Origin of the sequence: Streptomyces sp. AP-93 (assembly GCF_022808175.1) — a bacterium.
Taxonomy (GTDB): domain Bacteria; phylum Actinomycetota; class Actinomycetes; order Streptomycetales; family Streptomycetaceae; genus Streptomyces.
Genome location: NZ_JALGBX010000016.1, coordinates 63,754 through 84,419 on the forward strand (window position 1 = coordinate 63,754; position 20,666 = coordinate 84,419).

Annotated in this window: 26 protein-coding genes; 15 read left to right on the forward strand and 11 right to left on the reverse strand. The window is 70.3% G+C overall.

All coding sequences use genetic code 11. From position 1 onward, the window contains the following. Positions 1 to 218: 218 nt before the first annotated feature. The 4 genes from MTF69_RS25110 to MTF69_RS25125 all read right to left on the reverse strand — a co-directional run bounded on the left by MTF69_RS25110 (position 219) and on the right by MTF69_RS25125 (position 5,086). Positions 219 to 1,934 carry an ABC transporter permease gene (locus MTF69_RS25110; protein WP_243337963.1) on the reverse strand — a complete coding sequence of 572 codons (1,716 nt, stop codon included), beginning with the start codon at positions 1,932 to 1,934 and terminating at the stop codon, positions 219 to 221. Beyond that, complete coding sequence (locus MTF69_RS25115; RefSeq protein WP_243337971.1) at positions 1,931 to 2,674, reverse strand: phosphonate ABC transporter ATP-binding protein; 744 nt, start codon at positions 2,672 to 2,674, stop codon at positions 1,931 to 1,933. Before MTF69_RS25115 ends, MTF69_RS25110 begins: the two co-directional genes overlap by 4 nt. Continuing rightward, complete coding sequence (locus tag MTF69_RS25120) at positions 2,671 to 3,570, reverse strand: putative selenate ABC transporter substrate-binding protein (RefSeq protein WP_243337972.1); 900 nt, start codon at positions 3,568 to 3,570, stop codon at positions 2,671 to 2,673. Before MTF69_RS25120 ends, MTF69_RS25115 begins: the two co-directional genes overlap by 4 nt. Before the next feature lie 418 nt (positions 3,571 to 3,988). After that, the gene (locus tag MTF69_RS25125) at positions 3,989 to 5,086 is read right to left on the reverse strand and encodes a radical SAM protein (protein WP_243337974.1); all 1,098 of its coding nucleotides are present in this window, start codon (positions 5,084 to 5,086) and stop codon (positions 3,989 to 3,991) included. A 113-nt stretch (positions 5,087 to 5,199) separates the two neighbouring features. On the opposite strand from MTF69_RS25125, the gene MTF69_RS25130 reads away from it, so the two are divergent. Beyond that, positions 5,200 to 5,865 (forward strand): class I SAM-dependent methyltransferase, encoded by a 666-nt coding sequence (locus MTF69_RS25130; protein WP_243337975.1) that lies wholly within the window; start codon positions 5,200 to 5,202, stop codon positions 5,863 to 5,865. A gap of 17 nt (positions 5,866 to 5,882) precedes the next feature. Here MTF69_RS25130 and MTF69_RS25135 read toward each other — a convergent pair whose 3' ends face one another. Together MTF69_RS25135 and MTF69_RS25140 are read right to left on the reverse strand one after the other, a co-directional pair. Further along, positions 5,883 to 6,284 carry a hypothetical protein gene (locus MTF69_RS25135; RefSeq protein ID WP_243337977.1) on the reverse strand — a complete coding sequence of 134 codons (402 nt, stop codon included), beginning with the start codon at positions 6,282 to 6,284 and terminating at the stop codon, positions 5,883 to 5,885. 15 nt (positions 6,285 to 6,299) lie between these two features. Next, entirely contained in the window at positions 6,300 to 6,851 is a 552-nt protein-coding gene (locus MTF69_RS25140; protein ID WP_243337979.1) for a DoxX family protein, read from the reverse strand. Positions 6,852 to 7,043: 192 nt separating this feature from the next. On the opposite strand from MTF69_RS25140, the gene MTF69_RS25145 reads away from it, so the two are divergent. The 6 genes from MTF69_RS25145 to MTF69_RS25170 all read left to right on the forward strand — a co-directional run bounded on the left by MTF69_RS25145 (position 7,044) and on the right by MTF69_RS25170 (position 12,115). After that, positions 7,044 to 8,105 carry an NAD(P)-dependent oxidoreductase gene (locus tag MTF69_RS25145; RefSeq protein WP_243337981.1) on the forward strand — a complete coding sequence of 354 codons (1,062 nt, stop codon included), beginning with the start codon at positions 7,044 to 7,046 and terminating at the stop codon, positions 8,103 to 8,105. Between the two features lie 198 nt (positions 8,106 to 8,303). After that, on the forward strand, positions 8,304 to 8,726 hold the full coding sequence (locus MTF69_RS25150) for a DUF3291 domain-containing protein (RefSeq protein WP_243337983.1): 423 nt from the start codon (positions 8,304 to 8,306) through the stop codon (positions 8,724 to 8,726). Between the two features lie 44 nt (positions 8,727 to 8,770). Further along, positions 8,771 to 9,481, forward strand: coding sequence for a glycosyltransferase family 2 protein (locus MTF69_RS25155; protein ID WP_243337985.1), 711 nt, complete (start codon positions 8,771 to 8,773; stop codon positions 9,479 to 9,481). A 5-nt stretch (positions 9,482 to 9,486) separates the two neighbouring features. Next, a complete protein-coding gene (locus MTF69_RS25160) occupies positions 9,487 to 10,110 on the forward strand; it encodes a DUF2064 domain-containing protein (RefSeq protein WP_243338206.1) in 624 nt (207 codons plus the stop codon). A gap of 405 nt (positions 10,111 to 10,515) precedes the next feature. Further along, positions 10,516 to 11,541: a glycosyltransferase 87 family protein gene (locus tag MTF69_RS25165; RefSeq protein ID WP_308401448.1), complete on the forward strand. Its 1,026-nt coding sequence runs from the start codon at positions 10,516 to 10,518 to the stop codon at positions 11,539 to 11,541. 103 nt (positions 11,542 to 11,644) lie between these two features. Then, the gene (locus MTF69_RS25170) at positions 11,645 to 12,115 is read left to right on the forward strand and encodes a nuclear transport factor 2 family protein (RefSeq protein ID WP_243337987.1); all 471 of its coding nucleotides are present in this window, start codon (positions 11,645 to 11,647) and stop codon (positions 12,113 to 12,115) included. Between the two features lie 22 nt (positions 12,116 to 12,137). Here MTF69_RS25170 and MTF69_RS25175 read toward each other — a convergent pair whose 3' ends face one another. Further along, positions 12,138 to 12,515: a glyoxalase/bleomycin resistance/extradiol dioxygenase family protein gene (locus tag MTF69_RS25175; RefSeq protein WP_243337990.1), complete on the reverse strand. Its 378-nt coding sequence runs from the start codon at positions 12,513 to 12,515 to the stop codon at positions 12,138 to 12,140. Between the two features lie 235 nt (positions 12,516 to 12,750). Between MTF69_RS25175 and MTF69_RS25180 the strand changes: the two genes are divergently transcribed. Continuing rightward, positions 12,751 to 13,170: a hypothetical protein gene (locus tag MTF69_RS25180; protein WP_243337992.1), complete on the forward strand. Its 420-nt coding sequence runs from the start codon at positions 12,751 to 12,753 to the stop codon at positions 13,168 to 13,170. Positions 13,171 to 13,187: 17 nt separating this feature from the next. On the opposite strand, the gene MTF69_RS25185 is transcribed toward MTF69_RS25180, so the two are convergent. Together MTF69_RS25185 and MTF69_RS25190 are read right to left on the reverse strand one after the other, a co-directional pair. Beyond that, entirely contained in the window at positions 13,188 to 13,637 is a 450-nt protein-coding gene (locus MTF69_RS25185; RefSeq protein ID WP_243337994.1) for an SRPBCC family protein, read from the reverse strand. A gap of 14 nt (positions 13,638 to 13,651) precedes the next feature. Further along, entirely contained in the window at positions 13,652 to 14,074 is a 423-nt protein-coding gene (locus MTF69_RS25190) for an SRPBCC domain-containing protein (protein WP_243337996.1), read from the reverse strand. 119 nt (positions 14,075 to 14,193) lie between these two features. Here MTF69_RS25190 and MTF69_RS25195 point away from each other — a divergent pair, with 119 nt between their 5' ends. Beyond that, positions 14,194 to 14,517, forward strand: coding sequence for a helix-turn-helix transcriptional regulator (locus MTF69_RS25195; protein WP_243337998.1), 324 nt, complete (start codon positions 14,194 to 14,196; stop codon positions 14,515 to 14,517). Continuing rightward, positions 14,514 to 14,951, forward strand: a complete 438-nt coding sequence (locus tag MTF69_RS25200) for an SRPBCC domain-containing protein (protein WP_243338000.1) — start codon at positions 14,514 to 14,516, stop codon at positions 14,949 to 14,951. Before MTF69_RS25195 ends, MTF69_RS25200 begins: the two co-directional genes overlap by 4 nt. 386 nt (positions 14,952 to 15,337) lie before the next feature. On the opposite strand, the gene MTF69_RS25205 is transcribed toward MTF69_RS25200, so the two are convergent. After that, positions 15,338 to 15,985 (reverse strand): response regulator transcription factor, encoded by a 648-nt coding sequence (locus MTF69_RS25205; RefSeq protein WP_243338002.1) that lies wholly within the window; start codon positions 15,983 to 15,985, stop codon positions 15,338 to 15,340. Then, on the reverse strand, positions 15,982 to 17,118 hold the full coding sequence (locus MTF69_RS25210; protein WP_243338208.1) for a sensor histidine kinase: 1,137 nt from the start codon (positions 17,116 to 17,118) through the stop codon (positions 15,982 to 15,984). Before MTF69_RS25210 ends, MTF69_RS25205 begins: the two co-directional genes overlap by 4 nt. Positions 17,119 to 17,271: 153 nt before the next feature. On the opposite strand from MTF69_RS25210, the gene MTF69_RS25215 reads away from it, so the two are divergent. The 5 genes from MTF69_RS25215 (at position 17,272) to MTF69_RS25235 (ending at position 20,536) form a co-directional block, all read left to right on the forward strand. After that, on the forward strand, positions 17,272 to 18,000 hold the full coding sequence (locus MTF69_RS25215; RefSeq protein WP_243338004.1) for a class I SAM-dependent methyltransferase: 729 nt from the start codon (positions 17,272 to 17,274) through the stop codon (positions 17,998 to 18,000). Beyond that, the gene (locus MTF69_RS25220) at positions 17,997 to 18,671 is read left to right on the forward strand and encodes a DedA family protein (protein WP_243338006.1); all 675 of its coding nucleotides are present in this window, start codon (positions 17,997 to 17,999) and stop codon (positions 18,669 to 18,671) included. The genes MTF69_RS25215 and MTF69_RS25220 overlap by 4 nt, the downstream gene beginning before the upstream one ends. 140 nt (positions 18,672 to 18,811) lie before the next feature. Next, positions 18,812 to 19,207: a helix-turn-helix transcriptional regulator gene (locus MTF69_RS25225; protein ID WP_243338210.1), complete on the forward strand. Its 396-nt coding sequence runs from the start codon at positions 18,812 to 18,814 to the stop codon at positions 19,205 to 19,207. 55 nt (positions 19,208 to 19,262) lie between these two features. Beyond that, positions 19,263 to 19,718 carry a VOC family protein gene (locus tag MTF69_RS25230; RefSeq protein ID WP_243338007.1) on the forward strand — a complete coding sequence of 152 codons (456 nt, stop codon included), beginning with the start codon at positions 19,263 to 19,265 and terminating at the stop codon, positions 19,716 to 19,718. Between the two features lie 137 nt (positions 19,719 to 19,855). Further along, positions 19,856 to 20,536: an SRPBCC domain-containing protein gene (locus MTF69_RS25235; protein WP_243338009.1), complete on the forward strand. Its 681-nt coding sequence runs from the start codon at positions 19,856 to 19,858 to the stop codon at positions 20,534 to 20,536. The last annotated feature ends 130 nt before the right edge of the window (positions 20,537 to 20,666 follow it).

The window sequence follows — 20,666 nt, forward strand, 5'->3', positions numbered from 1 at the left end:
GCGCCGGCGGGCCGCTTTGTCGATCCCCTCGTTTCGTGGAGACCTCCTCCTTGCAGCCCGTCCCATGGTGAGGCCGGCCCGGTACCCGTGTTCGAGTCGATCGGCGGACCCGAAGGAAGGGTTGTTGGGAGCGAGCCGATAGCGCCGTCGGTCGCTCCCTCGCGGGCGATGGCCGCGCCGGATTGCCGCGTACGGTTTGGCCTTCGGCAGGTCGATCCTCAGGCCCGCAGCGCGCGTCGCAGTCGGCGTCCGAGGACCTCGACGGTGAGGCTGAGCGCCAGCGAAGCCAGCAGGATGCCTGCGACGACGGGGAAGTCGAAGGCCGCAAGGCGTTCGCTGAGGAGTCGGCCCAGGCCTGCGGCGCCGACGACGCCGACGACGGCGGTGTCGCGCACGCAGATCTCGAACCGGTACAGCGTGTAGGTGACGAGGTGATGGGCGGACGGGGGCCCGACGGCGAGCATGGCGGAGACCGTCCGGGGCAGGCCTGCGTTGCGCAGGGAATCGCGTGGCTGGAGGTCCATGGTCTCCCAGGCTTCGGCGACGAGCCTGCCGAGGATGCCGCCGGTGTAGACCCCCAGCGCCAACGCGCCGGGCAGTACGCCTGGGAAGAGGGCCAGGAGTGCGACGACGGCCCACACCGTCGGCGGCACCGACCGCAGCACCAGGAGCAGCAGCCGGGCCACCCCCCAGACGCCGGTCCGGGCCGCGGCCGCTGAGGCGCGCCGGTCGGCGCGTGGGCGGCTTGCCCAGGGGCCCACGACCAGGGTGATCGCGATTGCCACGAGCATGGCGAGGACGGCCATGCTCACCGTGTCGAGGGCGGCGTCCGCCAGTACCCGCCCACCGCCTGCGGGGAATGCGGGGGGCCAGAGGTCCGTGAGCAGTCGGCTGCTGAGATCCCGGGTGCGGGCCGCGACGATTCCGGCGGGCGAAAGGCCCACCCACCACCACGCGGCCGCGACGGCCGGCAGCATCATGGCCAGGGACCAGCGGGTCGGGCGGGACAGGCCGCGCGGTGTCCGGCTCTCGTCGCGGGTGCGTTTGCGCCCGACTGACCAGTCGGCGCAGGTCACCACCGCGACGTCGCGGCGAACGCGATTGCTCCATAGCTCGACCGCGGCCGCGAGCAGCAGCAGTGCTGCGACAAGCGTCCAGACTTCGCTCCAGTTTCGGGACTGCAGGCTCACGATCAGTTCGAATCCCAGGCCGCCGACGCCCGCGATCCCCAGCACGACCGCGGACCGCAGCGCACACTCCAGACGGTAGAAGGAGTAGGACAGCAGCAACGGCGCTGTCCGGGGAAGAAGGGCGTAGGCCAGCGCGGAACCACGGCGGGCGCCGAGGGCGCGCAGCGCCCGCAGCGCCGTGTCGGGCACGGCGTCGAAGGTCTCCCCGAAGACCTGGGCGCTCTGCGCGCCGAAGGGCAGGGCGAGAGCCAGGACGGCGACGAGCGGGTCGAGGCCGAAAATGCTGACGAAGAACAGCGCCCACACCAGCTCGTGGACCGAGCGAACCGTCACCAGCAGGCCGCGGAGCAGAAATCGCCCTGCACGAATGGGCCAAGGCGGCGAACTGCCCCAGGCCACGTCACTGAGAACCAGCCCGCCGATCAGCCCGATGACCAGTGCTCCTGCCGTCCCGAGCAGGGCGAAGGCCAGCGTGGTGGCGGTCGCTTCGAGGACCACCCCGAGGAACCCAGCCTCGAGGGAAGGATGGAGTGCGGTCGCCGCCAGGTCGTCGAGGAGACGCAGACCGCCTCGGTTGACCAGCGCGCCGCCTGACGGCGTGGCGCGGTGGACGGCCCAGACCAACAGGCCGGTGAACGCTGCCAGCCCTGCCAGCCTGCGCAGCGTCACCCGCCGCCCGCTGATGCCCTTCCGCTCAGCGGCGGCGGCCGGCGGTGACGGCGAGCGGACGGGTTGGAGCGTCATGCGAGTGCGTACAGATCGTGCAGTGCCGCGTCACTCACATCGGCCACGGGAGCGTCGAGAACGATCCGGCCGTCGCGCAGACCCACCACTCGGGCACAGTGCTCTCGGGCGAGTGACGGCTGGTGCAGGCTCACCACGAGCGTGCGCACGTGCGACGAGGTGCCGAGCAGGCCGAGGGTCCGTGCCGCGCGGACGGGATCGAGGCTGGAGACGGGCTCGTCGGCTACCACCAGTTCCGGATCCTGTACCAGGAGGCGGGCGATCGCCACCCGCTGCCGCTCGCCGCCGGAGAGGCGTTCGGTGCGCTCGTGGAGCGCCCAGCTCAGGTCGACGCGGGCGAGCGCGTCCCGCACGACGTCGAGCGACCGGGGCCAGACCAGTGAGGCCAGGGCGCGGGGCGTACTCCACTGACCGAGCCTGCCCGCGTTGACGTTGTGCAGCACCCGGACCTGTTCAATGAGAGCAAGGTGCTGGCTCACCGTTCCGATGCGCCGCTGGAGCAGTCGAAGCCGTGCAGCCGACAGGAGCGCCGGGTTCTCGCCGAAGACCTCCACGGTGCCCGTGGTCGGCGTCAGGGACCCGTTGAGCAGGGCCAGCAGCGTACTCTTCCCGGCGCCGCTCGTGCCGAGAACCGCCACGCGCTCCCCGGCGTGGACGGTGAGGTCGAGATCGCGCAGCGCCTCGTGCGAGCCGTAGCTGTGCCCGACCCCGCACAGCCGGAGCACGGGCGAAGCGTTCACCGCAGCAGCCCCAGCTCACGGGCCACATCCTCGATGCGGTCGTAGGCGGAGTTCTCAGTCCGGACGAACGCCTGCGCTCCGAAGAGCTTGAGAATCTCCGCGTCCTGGGAATCCCTGGCGTCGAGGCCCAGGAGCAGGTCGAGCACCTTCCGCCGGGTACCGGCACCGAAGGTCTCGTCGAGATCCGGACGCGCCAGCCAGTGGTAGTCGGCATAGCCCGGGGTGCGCCACAACTCCGTCACTCCGCTCGGGTCGATCCCACCAGCGGTGGCCCTCGCCTTCCACACCTGCTCGTTGACGGCCCCGACCTCGAAGCTGCCGGTGGCGACCGCCTCGATGGTGGCGTCGTGCGAACCGGAGAAGCCCGGTGACCCTCGCAGGTCGCTCAGCTCGAGTCCCGCCTTCCGCATGAAGAACTGCGGCATGAGCCGGCCCGAGGTGGACGTCTCGCTGCCGAAGGTGAGGGTGTGTCCGGCGAGAGAGCGCAATCCGTCGATCGTATCGAAGGGCCGCAGACCGGAGTCGGCGCCTGCGATGAAGACACTGTGGAAGTCGGCATCGATGTCACGCTGCGCGAGAGCGGTGGCACCGGGCACGCGTACGCGTGCCTGGACGCCGGTGAGCCCGCCCATCCAGGCCAGGTGGATGTCGCCGATCTCAAAGGCGCGCACCACCGCGGTGTAGTCGGTGACGGGCCGGTAGGCCACCGCGAGGCCGGTGGCGTCGGCGAACCGTTCCGCGACCGCCGGGTAGAGCCGGTTGAGGAGTTCGGGGTCCTGGTCGGGGATGGCGGAGATACCGAGCCGTCGGGTATCCGAACCGCTCCCGCCTCCGCTGCCACATGCGCTCAGCACCAGCGTCGCACCGGTGCCGAGGAGGAAGGTACGACGGGTCAACGGCTTCCTGGGCATTGCTTTCCCTAGCGTCAGGCGGATGGTGATCGCGCTTTCGAGATCAGTCGAGGGGTGAGGATCGGTACCGAGCACTGGGGACCGCGAGGGCGACCACGGCCATGGACAACAGGAAAGCCGCCCGGCCCAACTGAACGGTGGGAGCACCGGATGGCTCGCCGCGAAGGAGGTGAAGTGGTCGGGCCCGCTGTCGGACTGCTCTCCGGAGCCCGGGGGACGCTTCCACTCGACGTTTGTACAGCCACATCAGGCCGAGCAGGACGCGGAGGAACACCGCGGCGGCGGCCTGCCCGCGGGGGACGTCGTCGGCCGCGGGAGCGAAGAGCCAACGGACGAGATTCTTCCCCCCGGGCGCGGTCGCCATCGGTGTCTCCTTCATCTGCGGTGGACCGGCGAGTCCTGCTCAGGCACAGCGGAAGACCTCACGTCCCGACCGGGCGGCGGCGTCCTGCACGGCGAGGGTGTCGCGCACGACGCCGAAGACTTCGGACAGCGGCAGCGGGGCATCGGCGATCCGCAGGTGCGGGTTGGTGACGGCCACCGGGTGCCACCAGGCGCCGTCAGCGGTGAGAGTCGGCTCCGGCTCGAGGCTCTCGAGGGAGACGTGCACTCCCTCGGTCGCGAAACCTTCCTGGGCCACGGGGCGGATGACACGGTCCACCGGAGCGATCCCGACATCGTCCAGGCGCCGGTGCAGCGCGTCGACACCCTGCGGGTCCTCGTCGTACAACGTGGCGGCCACCCGCACCCGGAATCCGAGGGAGCGGGCCAGCGCGATGCCGTCCATGGCCCTCGACCACGAGCCGGCACCCCGCTGCCGGTCGTGCAGCTCGGGCGTGGCCGAGTCGAGGCTGATCTGCAGCACCACGTCACGGTCCAGGTTCTCCAGAGTGTCGCGGCGGCTGCCCCTAGCGAAGATCATGCCGTTCGTCAGGACGGTGCGGTCCAGGCCGGCGCCGGCGGCCACCAGGGCACCGAGCTCGGGGTGCATGAAGGGCTCGCCGCCGGTGAAGAACACCTCGCGGCCACCCTGGGGGAGGAACTCGGCGAAGACCGCGGTGGCGACCGCCGGATCGAAGCGCCGCGCGACGGCCTTCGGAGAGGATTCGGCGCAGCAGTAGACGCAGGCGAGATTGCAGTTGAAATTGGTATAGACCCACAATCGTCGGCCCACCGGTGTCCGCTCGCCCCGGCTAAAGACCGTGTCCGGACCGGCGGACGCACGCGACTTGCTCACGGCGAACCACCACGGACCCTCGGCCGACTCGGCGAACTCGGTGACGACATCGTGCCCGACAAGGTCCGCCCAGGCCGGCAGGTCGGCGACCACGCTGACCTCCGCGCTGCGCACACCGAGTAGCTGCCCGGGCTCCAGACGCCTCATCGCGCGGGTGATCAGCAGTAGCAGACCGCTGCCGCAGTCCATGTCACCGCCGTCGACGAGGGCAGCGACCTCACCGAGGGGATTCGGTGCTCGATCGGGATCAGCCGGCTGAGTCATGTCTGCCACGGTAGCGGCGACACTGCCCGGCGTAGAGCTGATCAGTCACGACGACACGGTCATGTCGTCGTCTGCTTCTGCGAACCGGTCCCCTGGGGTCTATCGTCGGAGCCATGACCGACGGCATGGCGCGCCCCGTAAACGCAGCGGCCCGCGCGACGTTCTGGGAAGAGATCCACCATGGCAAGAACGTCGACGGAGTCTCCTGGTGGCAGTCGGTCCCAGCACTCTCCCTGGGCCTGGTCGACGAGACCGGACTCGGCCCCGACGAGCCGATCATCGATGTAGGGGCCGGATGGTCGACGCTGGTAGACCACCTGGTGGAACGCGGTTACCGCGACCTCTCGGCTGTCGACCTGTCGGTCACCGCCCTGCAGACCGTCCGGGACCGGCTCGGCCCCGCAGGCACGGACGTCGTCCTGACCGTCGCCGACGTACTCGACCTGCGTATGGACCGCACCTACGCACTGTGGCACGACAGAGCCGTGTACCACTTTCTCACCGAACCGGAAGAGCGCGCCGACTACCTGGCGTCGCTGCGGCGCTCGCTGCGATCAGGCGGATGGCTCGTCGTGGCAACGTTCGGCCCGGACGGCCCGACCACGTGCAGCGGCCTGCCGATCGTTCGCTACACCCACGCCGAACTCGCCGACCAGTTCCCCGGCTTTCAGCTCGTCGACACGGCAGGAGAGGAACACCAGACTCCCTGGGGAACCTCCCAGCAATTCACCGCAGTCCTGCTGCGTTGCGCAACCGATACGACCACCCCTCCGGGGTAACGGCACGCTGTCGAGGTTCATGCGGGATCGTGCCTTCCCGTGACGGGAGTGGGGGCGGCGGGGCCGTCGGGTACCGGAGTAAGGCCGAGGGCGAGTAGGCCCACGGCAAAGCCGAGCAGCAGGGCCACCGTGGAACCGTCGCCCCCGAGCAGGTTCGCACCGGTCCAGCCGATCTGCACCAGCTGCAGGACGGAGGCCGCCAGGAAACCCGCCCCAGCCAGGGCGACCAGCGAACGCACCCCCGAGAGGCCCGCTGCCACTGCCGCCGCGGCCAAGAGCAGCAGCACCAGAGTCCCGGCGCCACCCAGCGCGACGAGCCCCCAGGGCGGGCCGTCGGCGATGGCCAGGACGCTGCTCACCGCGGCGCTGATACCCAGGCCGACGGCCGTCCGGCCGATCGCGGATCGTTGAGTCCGCATCTAAGTGCCTCCCTCTCACGATGCAGCGAGCAGCAGCCGCGACAGCCGGCCGCCCCGCTGCCGCCATACGGGGCGCAGGGCGCCGTCCACGCCGTAGGCGCGTCCGGCGGCGGTGGCCAGCAGCGCCAGGTGCACGGCGTACATCAGGAAGTACGACCAGAACCACTCGTGCGGGGTGTTCAGCACGGAGAACAGGATGGCGGTCGTCTGGACCAGTCCGACCGCCGCCCAGAAGCGGGTAGCCAGGCCCACCAGCAGGAACGCGCCCAGGCAGGCCTCGATCGCGAAGGCGCCCCAGGCGAACACCGCGAAGTTCGGAATGATCACATGCTCGACCAGCCACGCCCACGGGGCGAAGACCTCGTTGTCGACCCCTTTCAGGGTCCAGGCGTACAGGTCCTGCGGGGGGTCGCTGTCGTTCCCGAAGTCTGGCGGGCGCTTCCAGGAAAGGTTCTGGATCCACAGCAGGCCGACCGTGATCCGGCAGACGGCCAGCAGCACGCGGGAGAACCGGGACGAGCCCAGCGGCTCCAGGCCGGGGGGTGGGGACCGATGGGTGACGGCCATGCTGAACGACCTCTGATCCAGCTCCAGGGACTCCAGGAGTCATCTGCCTATATCCATCCACTCACGCCGGTACGGGCGCGGCAAGCCGCGGGGGCCTTCTCCCAGGCGAACGGCATCAGCGTCGGCACCCGGGTCTTGTGACCTCCCGGCGCGCACCCGGGTAGCAAGCGCCGTATCGCCTAGGGTCCCGGTATGCGTGTACTTGTCACCGGAGGCGCGGGATTCATCGGCTCGCACGTCGTGACCGCGCTCGCCGCCCGCGGTCATGAACCCGTCGTCCTCGACGCGCTGCTTCCTTCGGCCCACACGGACGCTCCCCCACGGCCTGTCGCCGCCGTGGACTGGATCCACGCGGATGTCCGGGACGGTCAGGCGCTCCTCCGAGTCCTGCACACCGTGGATGCGGTCTGTCATCAGGCGGCCCTGGTAGGTCTGGGTCAGGGCTTCGCCGATGCTCCGGATTATGTGAGCTGCAATGACCTCGGTACCGCCGTGCTTCTGGCGTCCATGGCGCAGGCCGGGGTCCGTGACCTGGTACTTGCGGGGTCGATGGTCGTGTACGGGGAGGGGCGCTACGACTGTCCGCGGCATGGGCGGGTCAGGCCGGGGCCGCGGGCGGCCGAGGATCTCGAAGCCGGGCGTTTCGAGCCCCGATGCCCCGACTGCGGTGGCGAGCTGGTGCCCGGGCTGGTCGATGAGGACGAGTCGGCCGACCCTCGCAATGTGTATGCCGCGACCAAGGTCGCCCAGGAGCATCTGTCCGCCGCGTGGGCGCGGGCGACCGCCGGGCGGGCCGTGTCGTTGCGCTACCACAATGTGTACGGGCCGGGGATGCCGCGCGACACTCCGTACGCGGGGGTGGCCTCGTTCTTCAAGTCGGCGCTCGCCCGGGGCGAGGCACCGCGGGTCTTCGAGGACGGCGGGCAGCGGCGGGACTTCGTACACGTCCGGGACGTGGCCGCGGCGAACGTGGTGGCACTGGAGGCCCTCGCGGGCCGGGAGCGGGAGCCGGGTGTGCTGGCGGTGTTCAACACCGGGAGCGGGGAGGCGCACACGGTCGGGGAGATGGCGACGGCACTGGCCCTGGCGCACGGCGGCCCACAACCCGTGGTCACGGGCGAGTACCGGCTGGGGGACGTACGGCACATCACCGCGTCCTCGCGCCGACTGACCGGTGAGCTGGGCTGGCGGGCAGAGGTCGGTCTCGCCGAGGGGATGGCGGAGTTCGCCCGCAGCCCACTGCGCGGAGGGTGATCTCGAAATGCGACGACCAGCGCCGCGTACTCCCACCGATCGTTGACCGCCGCGGCCTTCTCCTACGCGGCAGCTTCTGTCCGGGCGCCTTGGCCCGTGTCACCGGTACGCCCCGTTCACGTCGCGGCCAGACCGGCAGCGGGTCACGCTGGGATGGCTCGGGGGTCAGACCAGGCCGACCGCGGAGGAGGGACCGGGATGCCGACCTTGCCTTGGATCGCCACGCCGGCCGCAGCCGGCGCAGCGGGGTCGCTTCCGGACGAGGTGCTGGTCCTGGGTTCGCGACTGCTCCTGCGCCGCGCCCGGGACATTCCGCGCTTCATTACCGCCGCCCAGGCCATTCGACGTCAGGTCATGGCGGCCGACGGGGCTCTGGGCCTGTCACTGCGGGCCGAGCCGTTCGCCAAGACGTTCTGGACTCTCTCGGCCTGGCGTGACGAGGACGCGCTGGACTCGTTCGTGGAAGCCCTGCCGCACGAGCGGACCATGAGGGACTTCCACCTCCGGCTGCGCGATCCGGTGTTCGTCACGTGGACTGTGCCCCGCAACGCTCTGCCAGTCGCCTGGTCCGATGCCGTGAGCAGGATCGCCGGGACATGCACCCCGGTGATCCTGAACTGACCAGAATAACTTGGATGTGCGGTTTGGGTGAGTACGGTGAGGGGGTGACCGACCCGGATGCGACGACGGTGGACGTCGTCTTGCCCTGCCTCGATGAAGCCCGCGCCCTGCCCTGGGTGCTGGAGCGCATCCCGCCCACCTGGCGTGCGATCGTCGTCGACAACGGCTCCAGCGACGGTTCCGGCGCGATCGCCTCCGCGCACGGCGCCACGGTCGTCTACCAGCCGGAACGTGGCTTCGGCGCCGCCTGCCAGGCGGGGCTGCTCGCGGCGGAGGCCGAGTTCGTCTGCTTCTGCGACTGCGACGCCTCCCTGGACCCCGGGCTGCTGCCCGCCTTCGTACGGGAGGTGGCCGGCGGGAAGACCGATCTGGTGCTGGGACGACGCCGACCGCAGGGGCACGGCACCTGGCCCCTTCACGCTCGGGCCGGGAACCTGGCCCTGTCCCGGATGGTGCGCCGGCGCACCGGACTGCGGCTGCACGATCTGGGGCCCATGCGCGCCGCCAGGCGTGAGCCGCTGCTCAGCCTCGGCCTCACCGACCGGCGCAGCGGCTACCCCCTCCAGATGGTCGTACGCGCCGCCGACGCGGGCTGGCGGGTCAGCGAACTCGACGTCCCCTACCTTCCGCGGGCAGGGACGTCGAAGGTCACCGGCACCTTGCGCGGTACCTGGCAGGCGGTGCACGACATGCGCGCGGTGCTCTCGGAGCCGCCCACGACCCTCCCGGCGTCCGGTGGGGCGGGTGCGCGGTGACCACCATGCTCATCCTCGCCAAAGAACCGGTGCCCGGGCGGGTCAAGACCCGGCTCACTCCGCCGTACACGCCCCAGGAGGCGGCACTCCTGGCCGAGGCAATGCTCACCGATTCCCTGCACGCCATGCTCGCGGCCCCCGTACAGCGGCGTCTACTGGTCCTCGAAGGCACGCCAGGCCCGTGGCTGCCGCCCGGCATCGAGGTCGCACCGCAGGGGCGGGGTCGGCTGGACGAACGGCTGGCCGCGGCCTTCGGACTCTGCACCGGTCCCGCCGTCCTGATCGGCATGGACACCCCGCACGTCACCCCCGCCATCCTCGGGCCGTCGCTGGCCGAGGACGCGTGGCGGGACTGCGACGCCTGGTTCGGCCCGGCAGACGACGGCGGATTCTGGGCACTGGGGCTCGCCCAACCCGATCCGGCGCTGCTATACGGCGTACCGATGGACGTACCCGACACCGGAGCCCGGCAACGGCGGCGGCTGACCGACGCCGGACTGACAGTGCGCGAACTGCAGGTGCTGCGCGATGTCGACACCGCCGCCGACGCGCTGGCGGTGGCCGCCGAGGCCCCGCACACCCGCTTCGCCAACACCCTGGCCACACTGACACAGGCCGGGCCGCGATGACCACCAACATCACACCGCGACCACGCCCGGCACGCGCCCCGATACGCCGATGCGCCCCTATCCGCCCGACACGACCCCATGACACGCCACGACGGTTCGATGCCGCCCGCCGGTCGTTGGAACGGTGCGCACGTGACGAGGTCCGGTCGGCAAGGACGGCAGCTGCGAATCCGTGATCAACCCGCCTGCCGTCCGCACCGTTCTCCTTCTGGCCGCTCTGACCGCCGTCCTCGTCCTGACCGTCCGCAAGGACGGATACCACTTTGATCCGGCCGGGCTGTCCTGGTGGTACGCGGCGTGCTGGCTGCTGTTCGCCGCGGCGGTGTGGTCGCTGCGGAAGGTACCGTTGCGGCACGCTGTGGCGCTGGTTCTCGCGGGCGGCCTCGCGGTGGTCGCCATCGCGGCTTGGCCGCTCCTCCGCGCACCAGTACCGACTCCTACCGCTACGCCTGGGACGGCCGGGTACAGGCGGCCGGGATCTCCCCGTACGACCACGCGCCGGCCGACCGCGAGCTGGCCGGGTTGCGCGACAGCTGGCTCTTCCCCACCGGCGCCGCGTGCGCGCACCCGGACCTGGCACCCATCCCCGCGCCAACGGGTGAGATTCACTGCACCCGCATCAACCGGCCGCAGGCGCACACCATCTACCCGCCCGTCGCCGAGGGCTACTTCGTGCTCGTGCACGCTCTGTCGCCGCAAGGGGCCCGCCACAAGCCTCTCCAGGCCGGTGGGGCGCTGCTCTCCGTGGCCACCACGGTTGCCCTGCTCCTGGTCCTGCGCCGGCGCGGCGACGTGCGGTGGGCCGCGTTCTGGGCCGGGTGCCCCGCCGTGCCCATCGAGGCGGTCAACAACGCGCACGCCGACCTCCTCGGCGTGCTCCTGGCCGTCGTCGCCCGCCACCGGATCGCAGGCGGTGCCCTGCTGGGCGCGACCATCGCGACCAAGCTACTGCCCGCCATGGTGCTGCCCGGCGCCCTCTCGGGGGTGCGCCGAGTCCGGGACGCAGCTGCCGTACTCCTCCCGGCGGCCGCGCTGGTCGCCCTCGTCTACCTGCCGTACGCCCTGCTGTCTGAGAGGTCGGTCTTCGGCTACCTCGGCGGGTACATCGAGGAGGAGGGCTACGCCGGCTCCCCCTCGAGTACAAACCGTGACGCCCTTCTCCAGTTGATCCTGCCCGACCCTTGGGCTCTGTCCGCCGCGGCGGTCGGCCTGCTGGCCGTCGTTTGGCATGTCCTGCGGCACGGCGATCCCGAACGCCCCTGGAGCGGCGGCCTGCTGGTCACGGGAACGGCTTTCCTGCTTCTGACACCGGGCTACTCCTGTTCGCGCTGCTGCTCGTCGCCTTGGTCGCCCTCGACGGTCGCTGGGAGTGGCTGGGCGCGCAGCGCCCGGCGGATCCACGCCACTGGCGGCGGTCGGCCGCCCAGGTGACGGGCAGTCAAACGGCTGTTCTCGCGGCCCTCTCACACCGCCGGCCAAGGGTCAGGGCGCTGCTCCGCAGGCCATCGGCCCGGACAGGGCCTAGCATCGGGTCATGGCCGAGAACCACAGGGCAGACCCGACCGACCCGGCGGACGAAGCGCCTCAGGACGGCATTGACAACGCGGTCCACGCGGAGCTCACCGCCGTCGCGGAGGCCTGGGCCGCGGCGATCGTCTCCAACGATGCGGCACGGATCGCGAGCTTCATGACCGACGACTGGGCCATCGTCTCGGAGTCCGGCATCGCCTCCAAGGACGACTTCCTCGCGTTCGTCGCCTCCGGACAGCTGACCCACTCGGCTATGGACCTCGTCAGCACGCCCCGGGTCCGGGTGCACGGCGACACCGCGGTCTTCACCGTGCGGATGACCAACACCGCCCATTACGGGGACCAGCGGTTCCACGCCGACGAGTGGACGTCGGATGTGTTCGTGAAGCGGGGCGACCGCTGGCTGTGCCTGCTGAGCCACATCACGGCTGCGGCACCGGAATCGGCAGCGACGTCGTCGACGACGGCCCAGTGAAACCGGAAGGGCGCACCGGAGATCACTGGGGTGGTGTGGCCTCGCCCTGCCAGAAGCTCCACTGATACCCCCAAGGGTCGGTGATCGTGAAGGTCCGCGGCCCGTACGGCTGATCCACCGGAGCGTCCAGCTCCATGCCGGATGCGGACCGGACCAGCTCGAAATGCGCATCGACATCGTCCACGTGCACGATGAACAGGGCGTTCTTGCCTGCGTCGCTCACCCCGCCGCCACTGACCCCGATCTTCGTCACACCCGCATGGATGTCAGCCTCGAACGTCCGTCCTGAATCGTCGCGCCAGCGGATCGCGCCGGTAAAGCCGAGGACCCGCTCCAACCAGTCGAGAGCCGCGTCCGCGTCCTCGTACCGCAGGTAAGGGGATACGCCTTCGATCGCCAATGCCATGCTCCTCAGGGCGGGGAGCCGAGACCGCTCCGAGCGGCTCAGCTGGTAGTGAATGATGCTCGACCACCAGGCTGCCGTACGTGGCCGGCGGACGCAGGCGACGGCGGGGCACGTGTCGCTCGCACGGCTGACGTTCGCGTCGACGCCCGGCTCTAGCGCCTCAACATGCGCCAGAAACAGGCTCTTGTGCGCGGGCTCTGGTGGCACGCTCGCTGGTTCGCTCGGGGTCGTGGATGAAGAAGACGCCCTGGACGGGAACTCGATCGTCTTCGTCCAGCGCGATGAGCCGGCCGAGGTGGAGTACGGCGGATCGAAGAAGCTCGAAGGACTGGCGCGAGCACTGGACAACGCGCGGATCTTCCGCGAGTTCAAGAACGACGACCGCGCCGTCCTCCGGGCCGTCACCTCTGGCCTGGGCAGACACGGAACGGCGGCACCCGCCATCGACCGGGCCCTGGCCACCCTGATCGACCTTGCCACCACCCTCAACGAACCCGACAAGATCCAAAACTGGACAGAACAGCTCCAGGCGATCGAACCCACCGGGCCGGAACGGGAACTCGTCGAGAGCGAAATGAGCGATCCCGCCGCCCTCGCCCTCTGGGCCTCCTCGGTGTCGGAACCGGACGAGGAATCGGACGACACCTGAAATCGCTCCGCACCCGCTCAGGCCCCGCTCCGCAGGCGGAGTTCCAGGTCGCGCAGGTCCTTGGTGAGGGAGGAGCGGACCTTCCTCGCCATCAGGGGGGCGGCCAGCCGGTAGTAGCCGCCTCCCCCACCCCGGACCCGGATGCGTGCGAGCGTGCCGTCCGGGTGTGGGTCGAAGCTGTAGGTGACGTGCATCGGCATGGGGCCGGCGACCGAGACCATGTCCAGCAGCCGTTCCGGGTCGTGCCGGGCAACGCGCAGCACGTAGTCGATGCGCTTGGCGAGGAAATACGCCGTGCGGGTGACCTCGGCGCCGACGCCGAACCCGCCCGCGTCCGCTTCCCGGGTCAGCGCCGCCTCGCGGATGCCCTGCGTCCACTCCGCGTCGTGGCGCCAGTCCATCGCGTACGCCGCCACCCGGGCGGGTGCAAGCGGGATCACCCGCTCCGCCGTCACGTCGACCGTCATGCCCGGGCCGCCGGTCAGAGCGTGAAGAAGGGCTGCGGGGTGCCCGTCTCGGCGTACTGCGCGAGCCGGGTCATCAGCTGCTCCCAGGTGCCGGCGCTGTGGGCGAGCGCGGGGTCGCTCTCCGCGAAGCCGGCGTGGCGGAAGTCCACCCGGGTGCCGGCCCCGTCGGGGCCGTCGGTGAGCTGCCAGGTGATGACGGTGCCGTTCCAGTGGGGCGGGAAGGTGCCGACGGACGTCCAGCGGACCTCGTCCTGGTCGGCGCGGTCACGCCGGAGCTGGAAGGGCTCGGGGATCTCGGGGAAGTCGAAGAAGAGGATCTCGTCCTTGCGGTTCACTCCGGTGGTCCACCAGCCGGTGAGGCCCTCGTGGGTGTTCAGCGCCTCGTAGACCGTGGTGCGGTTGGCGGCGATGTCGGTCTGGAAGGTGATTTCGGACATGGGGGCTGCTCCTGGTGCGAGTGGGGGGTGGCGTTCGGTACGCCTTCGCTTTGCTTTAGCTCAGACTAAAATGAATCCTCCCTCGATCGCAAGCTGAAGCGGCGACTAAAATGACGGGCATGGATGCGGTACGAGCAGTTGCCGAGCCCAGGCGGCGGGAGATCCTGCGCCTGGTCTGGGACGCGGAGCTATCGGCGGGCGAGATCGCCGAACGTTTCGACGTCACCTTCGGTGCGGTCTCCCAGCACCTCAAGGTGCTGCGGGACTGTGGCCTGGTTACGCTGCGCCAGGACGGAAAGAAGCGCTTCTACCGCGCCGACCGCGAGGGCATGGGCCCGCTGGCCGACTACCTGCAGTCGATGTGGGCCACGAAGCTCGACGCCCTGGCCGCCCTTGCGGAAGCAGCCGAGCACAGTGAGAAGTCCGAAGGGACCGCCCAGTGAGCACAGACGTAGTCACTCTGGAGCGGCACATCGCCGCCCGACCCGAGACCGTGTTCTCCTTCTTCACCGAGCGCGACAAGTGGCTCGCCTGGATGGGCAAGGACGGCGAATTCACGTTCGAGGCCGGCGGCGCCTACCGGACCAATGTCAGCGGCGACAATGTCGCCGAGGGCCGGTTCATCGAGATCGACCCGCCCAAGCGGATCATCTTCACCTGGGGCTGGGCCGAGGGCGACATGCCGGTACCCCCCGGCTCCAGCACCGTGGAGATCACCCTCGAACCAGTCGACGAGGGCACCCTGCTCCGCCTGACACACCGCGGCCTCCCCTCCCCCGAGGCGTGCGCCGCTCACGCGGAGGGCTGGACCCACTACATCCGCCGCCTCGTGGTCTGGGCGGAAGGCGGCGACCCCGGCCCCGACGACTGGATGTGACCCACCGCCCGCTTCCGGCGCGTACGTAACCGCGCTCACTTACGGTCAGCCGAGCCCGCCGGTGCCGGGAGGCGACACCCTCGGTGATGGCGACCAACAGTCCCATCGTGGCGACGATCACCGACACCATGACAGCCAGGCTGATCAAGTCCATCGTGTCTACGTAGAAGGTTCCAGTACTTTCGGCGGCGAATGCCCGAGCGCCGCGCCACCAGCAGCCCGAGCTCCAGCTCCGTGGAGAGGCCCGCCGATGGCTCGAGCGCCTGCAACCGTTGCTGATGACGGCCTGGTCCGCCCAGAGCCCTGCCGGACCCAGGGGAACCGTGGGTCGAGGGCGGGGCGGATGCGGCTCCCATCGCGGGTCGGTGGCCGAAGCCCCAGGTATGTCAGGTGAGGCCGGCGTCGCGGGCGTGGAGGGCTGCCTGGACGCGGTTGGTGACCTCCAGGGCGGTGAGGATACGGCTGACGTGGGCTTTTACGGTGCTCTCACGCATGGAGAGGTGTGAGGCGATGTCGGCGTTGGTGTCGCCGCGGGCGAGGAGGGTCAGTACCTGGCGTTCGCGGGGGGTGAGCTGTTCGAGCCGGGCGCGGGCGGCGACGGTCTGGGGCTGGCCGGCGTGGTGGTAGCGGTCGATGAGCCGGCGGGCGGCGGCGGGATGGAGCATGGCGGAGCCGGCGGCGACGAGGTGGACCGCGCGCAGGATCTCGGCGGGGTCGGTGTCCTTGAGGAGGAAGCCGTCGGCGCCGGCGGCGAGCGCGTTGTAGACGTATTCGTCAAGGTCGAAGGTGGTCAGGGTGATGACCTTGGGAGGGTGGGGCAGGGTGCGGAGGCGTCCGGTGGCGGTGATGCCGTCCATGCGGGGCATGCGCACGTCGACCAGGGCGACGTCGACGCGGGTGGCCTGCGCCGCTTCGATGGCTTGTAGGCCGTCGGCGGCCTGGGCGACGACCTCGATGCCGTCGTCGCTGTCGAGGAGGTCGGTGAGTCCGAGACGGACGAGGGCGTCGTCATCGACGATCATGGTGCGGATCATGCTGGGGGGGCCGTCCTGTGCGTGCGGATGGTGTCCGTTGGTGTGTGGGGAATGCGGGCGGCGAGCCGCCACGCCCCGCCCCCGGAAGGGCCCGCGTTCAAGTGCCCTCCGAGGGCTTCGACGCGCTCGCGCAGGCCGATCAGGCCGAAGCCGGACGGCGTGACCGTCGCCGGCCGTGTGGCAGCCGGGTTGATGACCTCGACGATGGTGGCGGGTGGCCCGTAGTTGACGCGAACGCTTACCGCAGTGCCGGGTGCGTGCTTACGGGCGTTGGTCAGGGCCTCTTGGACGAGACGGTAGACCGCGAGACGGTGAGCGGCCGCAACTCGGCCCGCACGGCCGGTTACCGTCACCTCAATGCTCTGGCCGGCATGGCGTGCCTGCTCGATGAGTTCGTCGACCTCTCGCAGGGCAGGAGCTGGTGGCGCTCCCACCACATCGGCATCCGGGTCGCGCAATGCTCCCAGGACATCGCGCAGATCGGCGAGCGCGTCGGTGGATGTGGTCCGCAACAGGTCGAGGCGTTCGGCAACGCGAGCCGGGAGAGACACTTTGCGGGTGGCGAGGACGCCGGCGTGCAGGGCGATCAGGCTCAGGCGGTGGGCCAGTACGTCGTGCATCTCGGCTGCGATCGTGGCTCGCTCGGCCAGCCGGGCGGCCTGCTCGCGCAGCTCCCGCTCGGTACGCAACTGTTCCACTTGTGTGGCCAGCGACTCGACCAGGCGGCGCCGGCCACCCGCCCACAGGCCGAGCGCCACGGCCAACAGCAGCAGAAGGCTCGGACCGTAAGCGCGGGGGGCCCACAAATTAAGCACCGGCTCAACCACAGTGTTGAGGGCCAGGGCCGCCACGACCGCTCCGGCGGCTTCCTTGACACGGCCACGGGCGGAGAGGTGGAACAGAGCAACCAGCAGCGGCAGGACCAGCCCCCAGCCTCCCGCCGCGGCCACCGCCACAGCGGTGACCGCCACCGGCCAGCGATAGCGCAGCGCCACTGAGAGACCGGACACCAGCGCCACGGCGACGGGCACCCCTGCGTAGGTGCCGTCGGCCACCGCAGTGGCGTCCTGGACGGACAGTGCGCACACCACCCCCACCAGCAAGGTCTCGGCCCACCACGGCCACCGGATCATGCTCGTTCTGAAGGCGCTCACCTGGGAAATCCTAGGACGTGAACCGTCCGACCGCCCCCGACAATCGGGCGCGGCCACCCCCTACTTTCGTAGCGGTACGCCGCCACCCAAGGACGGATACCCCGACAGCGGCATGCCCATAGCGTCGAAGGCATGGACAACTGGACCACATCGCACGACCGAGTCCTCGCGCAGCGCGACGCCGAGGGCTGGACCTTCCTCATCGAGGCCCTGCGGGACTTCCATACCACCGGAGCCGTCCTCCCAAGCAGCCGCCGCCTCGCGGCCCTACTCACCGACCCGGTCCGTGAACATGGCTCCCGGCCGCTGAACGTCCTGGAAGCCGGAGCGGGCACCGGAGCAGTCACCCGCGCCCTCATCCCCCTGCTCTCCAACGGAAGCCGTCTGGACGTGGTGGAGGCCAACCCCCGCTTCGCCGCCCACCTGCGCCAGCTGGTGCATACACGCCCCTGGCCGGAAGCCGGCGTGCGGCAGGCCCAGGTTCATGAGGCGCTCGTCGAGGAGGTCGGGACCGGCCACCGCTACGACGTGATCGTCTCCGGCCTGCCCCTCACCAACTTCACCCCCGCCCGGGTCGAGACCGTCATGGACCGGTACCTGGAACTGCTCCGCCCCGGAGGGACGCTCACCTACTTCTCCTACCTCGCCACCGGCCCTGCCCGCCGCCTCCTGGCCTCACGCGCCGCGAGCTCCCGCCACCGCGCCGTCGAACAGGTCCTCGACGGCTATCAGCGCCGCCACGCCACCGGCCGCTGGACGGTCTGGGGCAACCTGCCCCCCGCCAGGGTCTGGCACCTGCGCGCCCCCCAACCCGCCACCGCCCTGGCCACGGAACCGGCCCCGACCCGAGTACACCGATGAACACGCTCACCCAGCTCCTCGCCGAGGTACCCGCCCCCGCCGCCTACGCGCTGCTGGCCGCCGCGGTCCTGACCGAGTCCGTCCTGCTGATCGGGACTTTCATCCCCACCCTCACCCTGCTGCTCACCGCCGGGGCCCTGGCTCGTACCGGCCCGCTGGACCTCCCGCTCGTCATCACCGTCGCCGCAGCCGCTGTTGTCGCCGGGGACGCGCTGGCCCACCGCACCGGCCATCTCCTCGGCGGCCGACTGCGCACCGGCCGCCTCGGACGCCGGATACCCGACGCGGCCTGGCACCGAGCCACGGCCCTGATGACCACACGCCGCGGACCGGCCATCCTCATCTGCCGGTTCCTGCCAGTCATCCGGACCCTCGCCCCCCACCTCGCCGGCGCCACCGCCCAGCCCTACCGGACTATCGCCCCCTACAGCGCGGCCGCCGCACTCCTGTGGGCCACAGCCGAAGCCAGCGCCGGATACGCGGCAGCCGCCTCGATCGATCACGTCATCGCCATCGGCGGCACGGCCATCGCCATCACCGCAGCGACGGCCGTCCTCGCCGCCCTGTTGTGGACCGCCCTACGCCGCCACGCACGCAAAGCCACCACCAGCCACCCGCCCCGGGACCAATCAGCGCCCAGCATCCCCACCACCGGCCTGTCCGCTACGTGACACCCTTGAACTCGCCCCGGCTCCGAGTGCCTCTGGGTCACGGTCGACCTGCGAGCATCGCAGATGTGGACATCCCTCCCGCGACGCCCGTGACCGCGCACCTGGCCCATCTACGGCAGCTGCGCCTGGCCAAAGATGCCATGGACCGCGACTGGGCCAACCCTGTCCTAAACCTGGAAACCGTCGCCGCCCATGCCGGCTACTCCCGATTCCACTTCGTACGGGCCTTCAAGGCTGTCTACGGGGAAACACCGGGCCAGTACTTGTCACGACGCCGCATCGAACGTGCGGAAGAAATGCTGCGAACCGCCGACCTATCGGTGACGGAGATTTGCCACCTCGTGGGCTTCCGCAGCCTGGGCACGTTCTCCGCACGCTTCAAACGGCAGACGGGACTCACCCCCACCGCCTACCGCACCCGTCACGTCGGCCGCGGCACCGCACTGATCCCAGGCTGCTACGCCCTGCTCTGGGCCGGCGGATTCCCCCGGAAGAACGACCCGCCGCAGCGCCGCAATTCTGAAGAAGCCCCCTGATCCCCTCCGTGCCTACGGTGGCAGGGCAACCACGAACCCCGACCAGGAGCAAGACATGATCAAGGGCCTTGGCATCACCACCGTCTGGACGCTCGACCAGGAGCGGACCAAGGAGTTCTTCACGAAGAAGCTCGGCTTCGAGGTCCGCACCGATATGGCGATGGGCGACATGCGCTGGGTGACCGTCGGCGCCAAGGACCAGCCCGATGTCGAGCTTGCCCTGATGCGGCCCGACGGCCCCGGCCTCGACCCGGAGTCCGCCAAGGCACTCACCGAGCTGGTCAGCAAGGGAGTCATCGGAGCGGGCGCCTTCCGCACCGATGACTGCCGCGGGGACTACGAAGCCTTCAGCGCCAAGGGCGTGCAGTTCCTCCAGGAGCCCCAGGAACGCCCGTACGGTGTGGAGGCGATCTTCCGCGACGACAACGGCAACTGGTACTCGCTCACCGAGCGCACCGAAGGGCTCGACTTCAGCAAGAGCTGGGGCGACTGCGGCGGCGACCCGGCGTGACCACACACCCGTGCCGTCTCGGATCTGGCCGCCGAGTTCCCCACCCCCAGGCGGCGCTACGGTGTCCTCATCGGCGGCCACCCAGCCCGTGGCGCGTCCGGCCACCGCACGACCCCACAGGAAGTCAGGGACGGACAATGACCGAGCAGAAGCCCTTTCAGGTGGAGACGGCGATCCACGCGCCATTGGAGAGCGTATGGCAGGCGCTCACCGACCCGGACCGGATCCGGGACTGGTTCGGCTGGGACTACGACGGGCTGGACCGGGAGATCCGCCTCATCTTCGTCAACAGCGCCAACTACCTGCCGGGGCACCGGATCGCCCTGGGGGATCCGGGAGACGGTCAGGAGATCCAACTTGAGTTCGACGGGGCACGCACCTTCGTACGGGCGACCCGCCCCGGCGACTTGGCGGTTGCGCGATGGGATGACACCTACGACGGCATTGAGGAGGGCTGGCGCACCTTCTTCGAGCAGCTGCGCTTCCGGCTTGAGCGGTATCCCGAGCAGCGCCGCCGCACGATCCACCTGACCGGAACGGCGGTCCCCGCCGCCGTCCGGGAGAGCCTCCAGCCCGCCTCCGCCGAGATCTGGCACAGCAGCCGCCACCAGCACATGTTCATCGACGCCCAGGGCCACCTCGTGGGCATCGGTACCGAGAAGCCGCTGGACTGCGCCGGGCCCGCTCCCGCCAGCGTCACCTTGTCGGTGTTCGGCATGGACGACGCCGCCTTCGCCGGCCTGCGCACCCAGTGGGCGGCACGATGGGAGGCCCTCGCGGACGACGCCGAGGTCACGGTGGGGGTGCTGAGCAGGTAAGGCCTATGTCAGTGGCAGGGAGGTCCCAGACAGAGGACCCCCACGGCCCCGTGCCAGGTGATCCTCATGGCCCTCGCGACGCACGGAGAAACCATGCGGGTAGGCCGAACGATGCAACGACCGGACAATA

Coding starts and splice junctions, on each gene's coding strand:
- MTF69_RS25230 (WP_243338007.1), top strand. CDS start 19,263: ATGATCAAGGGCCTTGGCATCACCACCGTCTGGACGCTCGACCAGGAG.
- MTF69_RS25140 (WP_243337979.1), bottom strand. CDS start 6,851: ATGGCCGTCACCCATCGGTCCCCACCCCCCGGCCTGGAGCCGCTGGGC.
- MTF69_RS25215 (WP_243338004.1), top strand. CDS start 17,272: ATGGACAACTGGACCACATCGCACGACCGAGTCCTCGCGCAGCGCGAC.
- MTF69_RS25125 (WP_243337974.1), bottom strand. CDS start 5,086: ATGACTCAGCCGGCTGATCCCGATCGAGCACCGAATCCCCTCGGTGAG.
- MTF69_RS25130 (WP_243337975.1), top strand. CDS start 5,200: ATGACCGACGGCATGGCGCGCCCCGTAAACGCAGCGGCCCGCGCGACG.
- MTF69_RS25160 (WP_243338206.1), top strand. CDS start 9,487: ATGCTCATCCTCGCCAAAGAACCGGTGCCCGGGCGGGTCAAGACCCGG.
- MTF69_RS25205 (WP_243338002.1), bottom strand. CDS start 15,985: ATGATCCGCACCATGATCGTCGATGACGACGCCCTCGTCCGTCTCGGA.
- MTF69_RS25145 (WP_243337981.1), top strand. CDS start 7,044: ATGCGTGTACTTGTCACCGGAGGCGCGGGATTCATCGGCTCGCACGTC.
- MTF69_RS25170 (WP_243337987.1), top strand. CDS start 11,645: ATGGCCGAGAACCACAGGGCAGACCCGACCGACCCGGCGGACGAAGCG.
- MTF69_RS25225 (WP_243338210.1), top strand. CDS start 18,812: ATGGACCGCGACTGGGCCAACCCTGTCCTAAACCTGGAAACCGTCGCC.
- MTF69_RS25135 (WP_243337977.1), bottom strand. CDS start 6,284: ATGCGGACTCAACGATCCGCGATCGGCCGGACGGCCGTCGGCCTGGGT.
- MTF69_RS25150 (WP_243337983.1), top strand. CDS start 8,304: ATGCCGACCTTGCCTTGGATCGCCACGCCGGCCGCAGCCGGCGCAGCG.
- MTF69_RS25110 (WP_243337963.1), bottom strand. CDS start 1,934: ATGACGCTCCAACCCGTCCGCTCGCCGTCACCGCCGGCCGCCGCCGCT.
- MTF69_RS25195 (WP_243337998.1), top strand. CDS start 14,194: ATGGATGCGGTACGAGCAGTTGCCGAGCCCAGGCGGCGGGAGATCCTG.
- MTF69_RS25210 (WP_243338208.1), bottom strand. CDS start 17,118: ATGATCCGGTGGCCGTGGTGGGCCGAGACCTTGCTGGTGGGGGTGGTG.
- MTF69_RS25190 (WP_243337996.1), bottom strand. CDS start 14,074: ATGTCCGAAATCACCTTCCAGACCGACATCGCCGCCAACCGCACCACG.
- MTF69_RS25220 (WP_243338006.1), top strand. CDS start 17,997: ATGAACACGCTCACCCAGCTCCTCGCCGAGGTACCCGCCCCCGCCGCC.
- MTF69_RS25235 (WP_243338009.1), top strand. CDS start 19,856: ATGACCGAGCAGAAGCCCTTTCAGGTGGAGACGGCGATCCACGCGCCA.
- MTF69_RS25185 (WP_243337994.1), bottom strand. CDS start 13,637: ATGACGGTCGACGTGACGGCGGAGCGGGTGATCCCGCTTGCACCCGCC.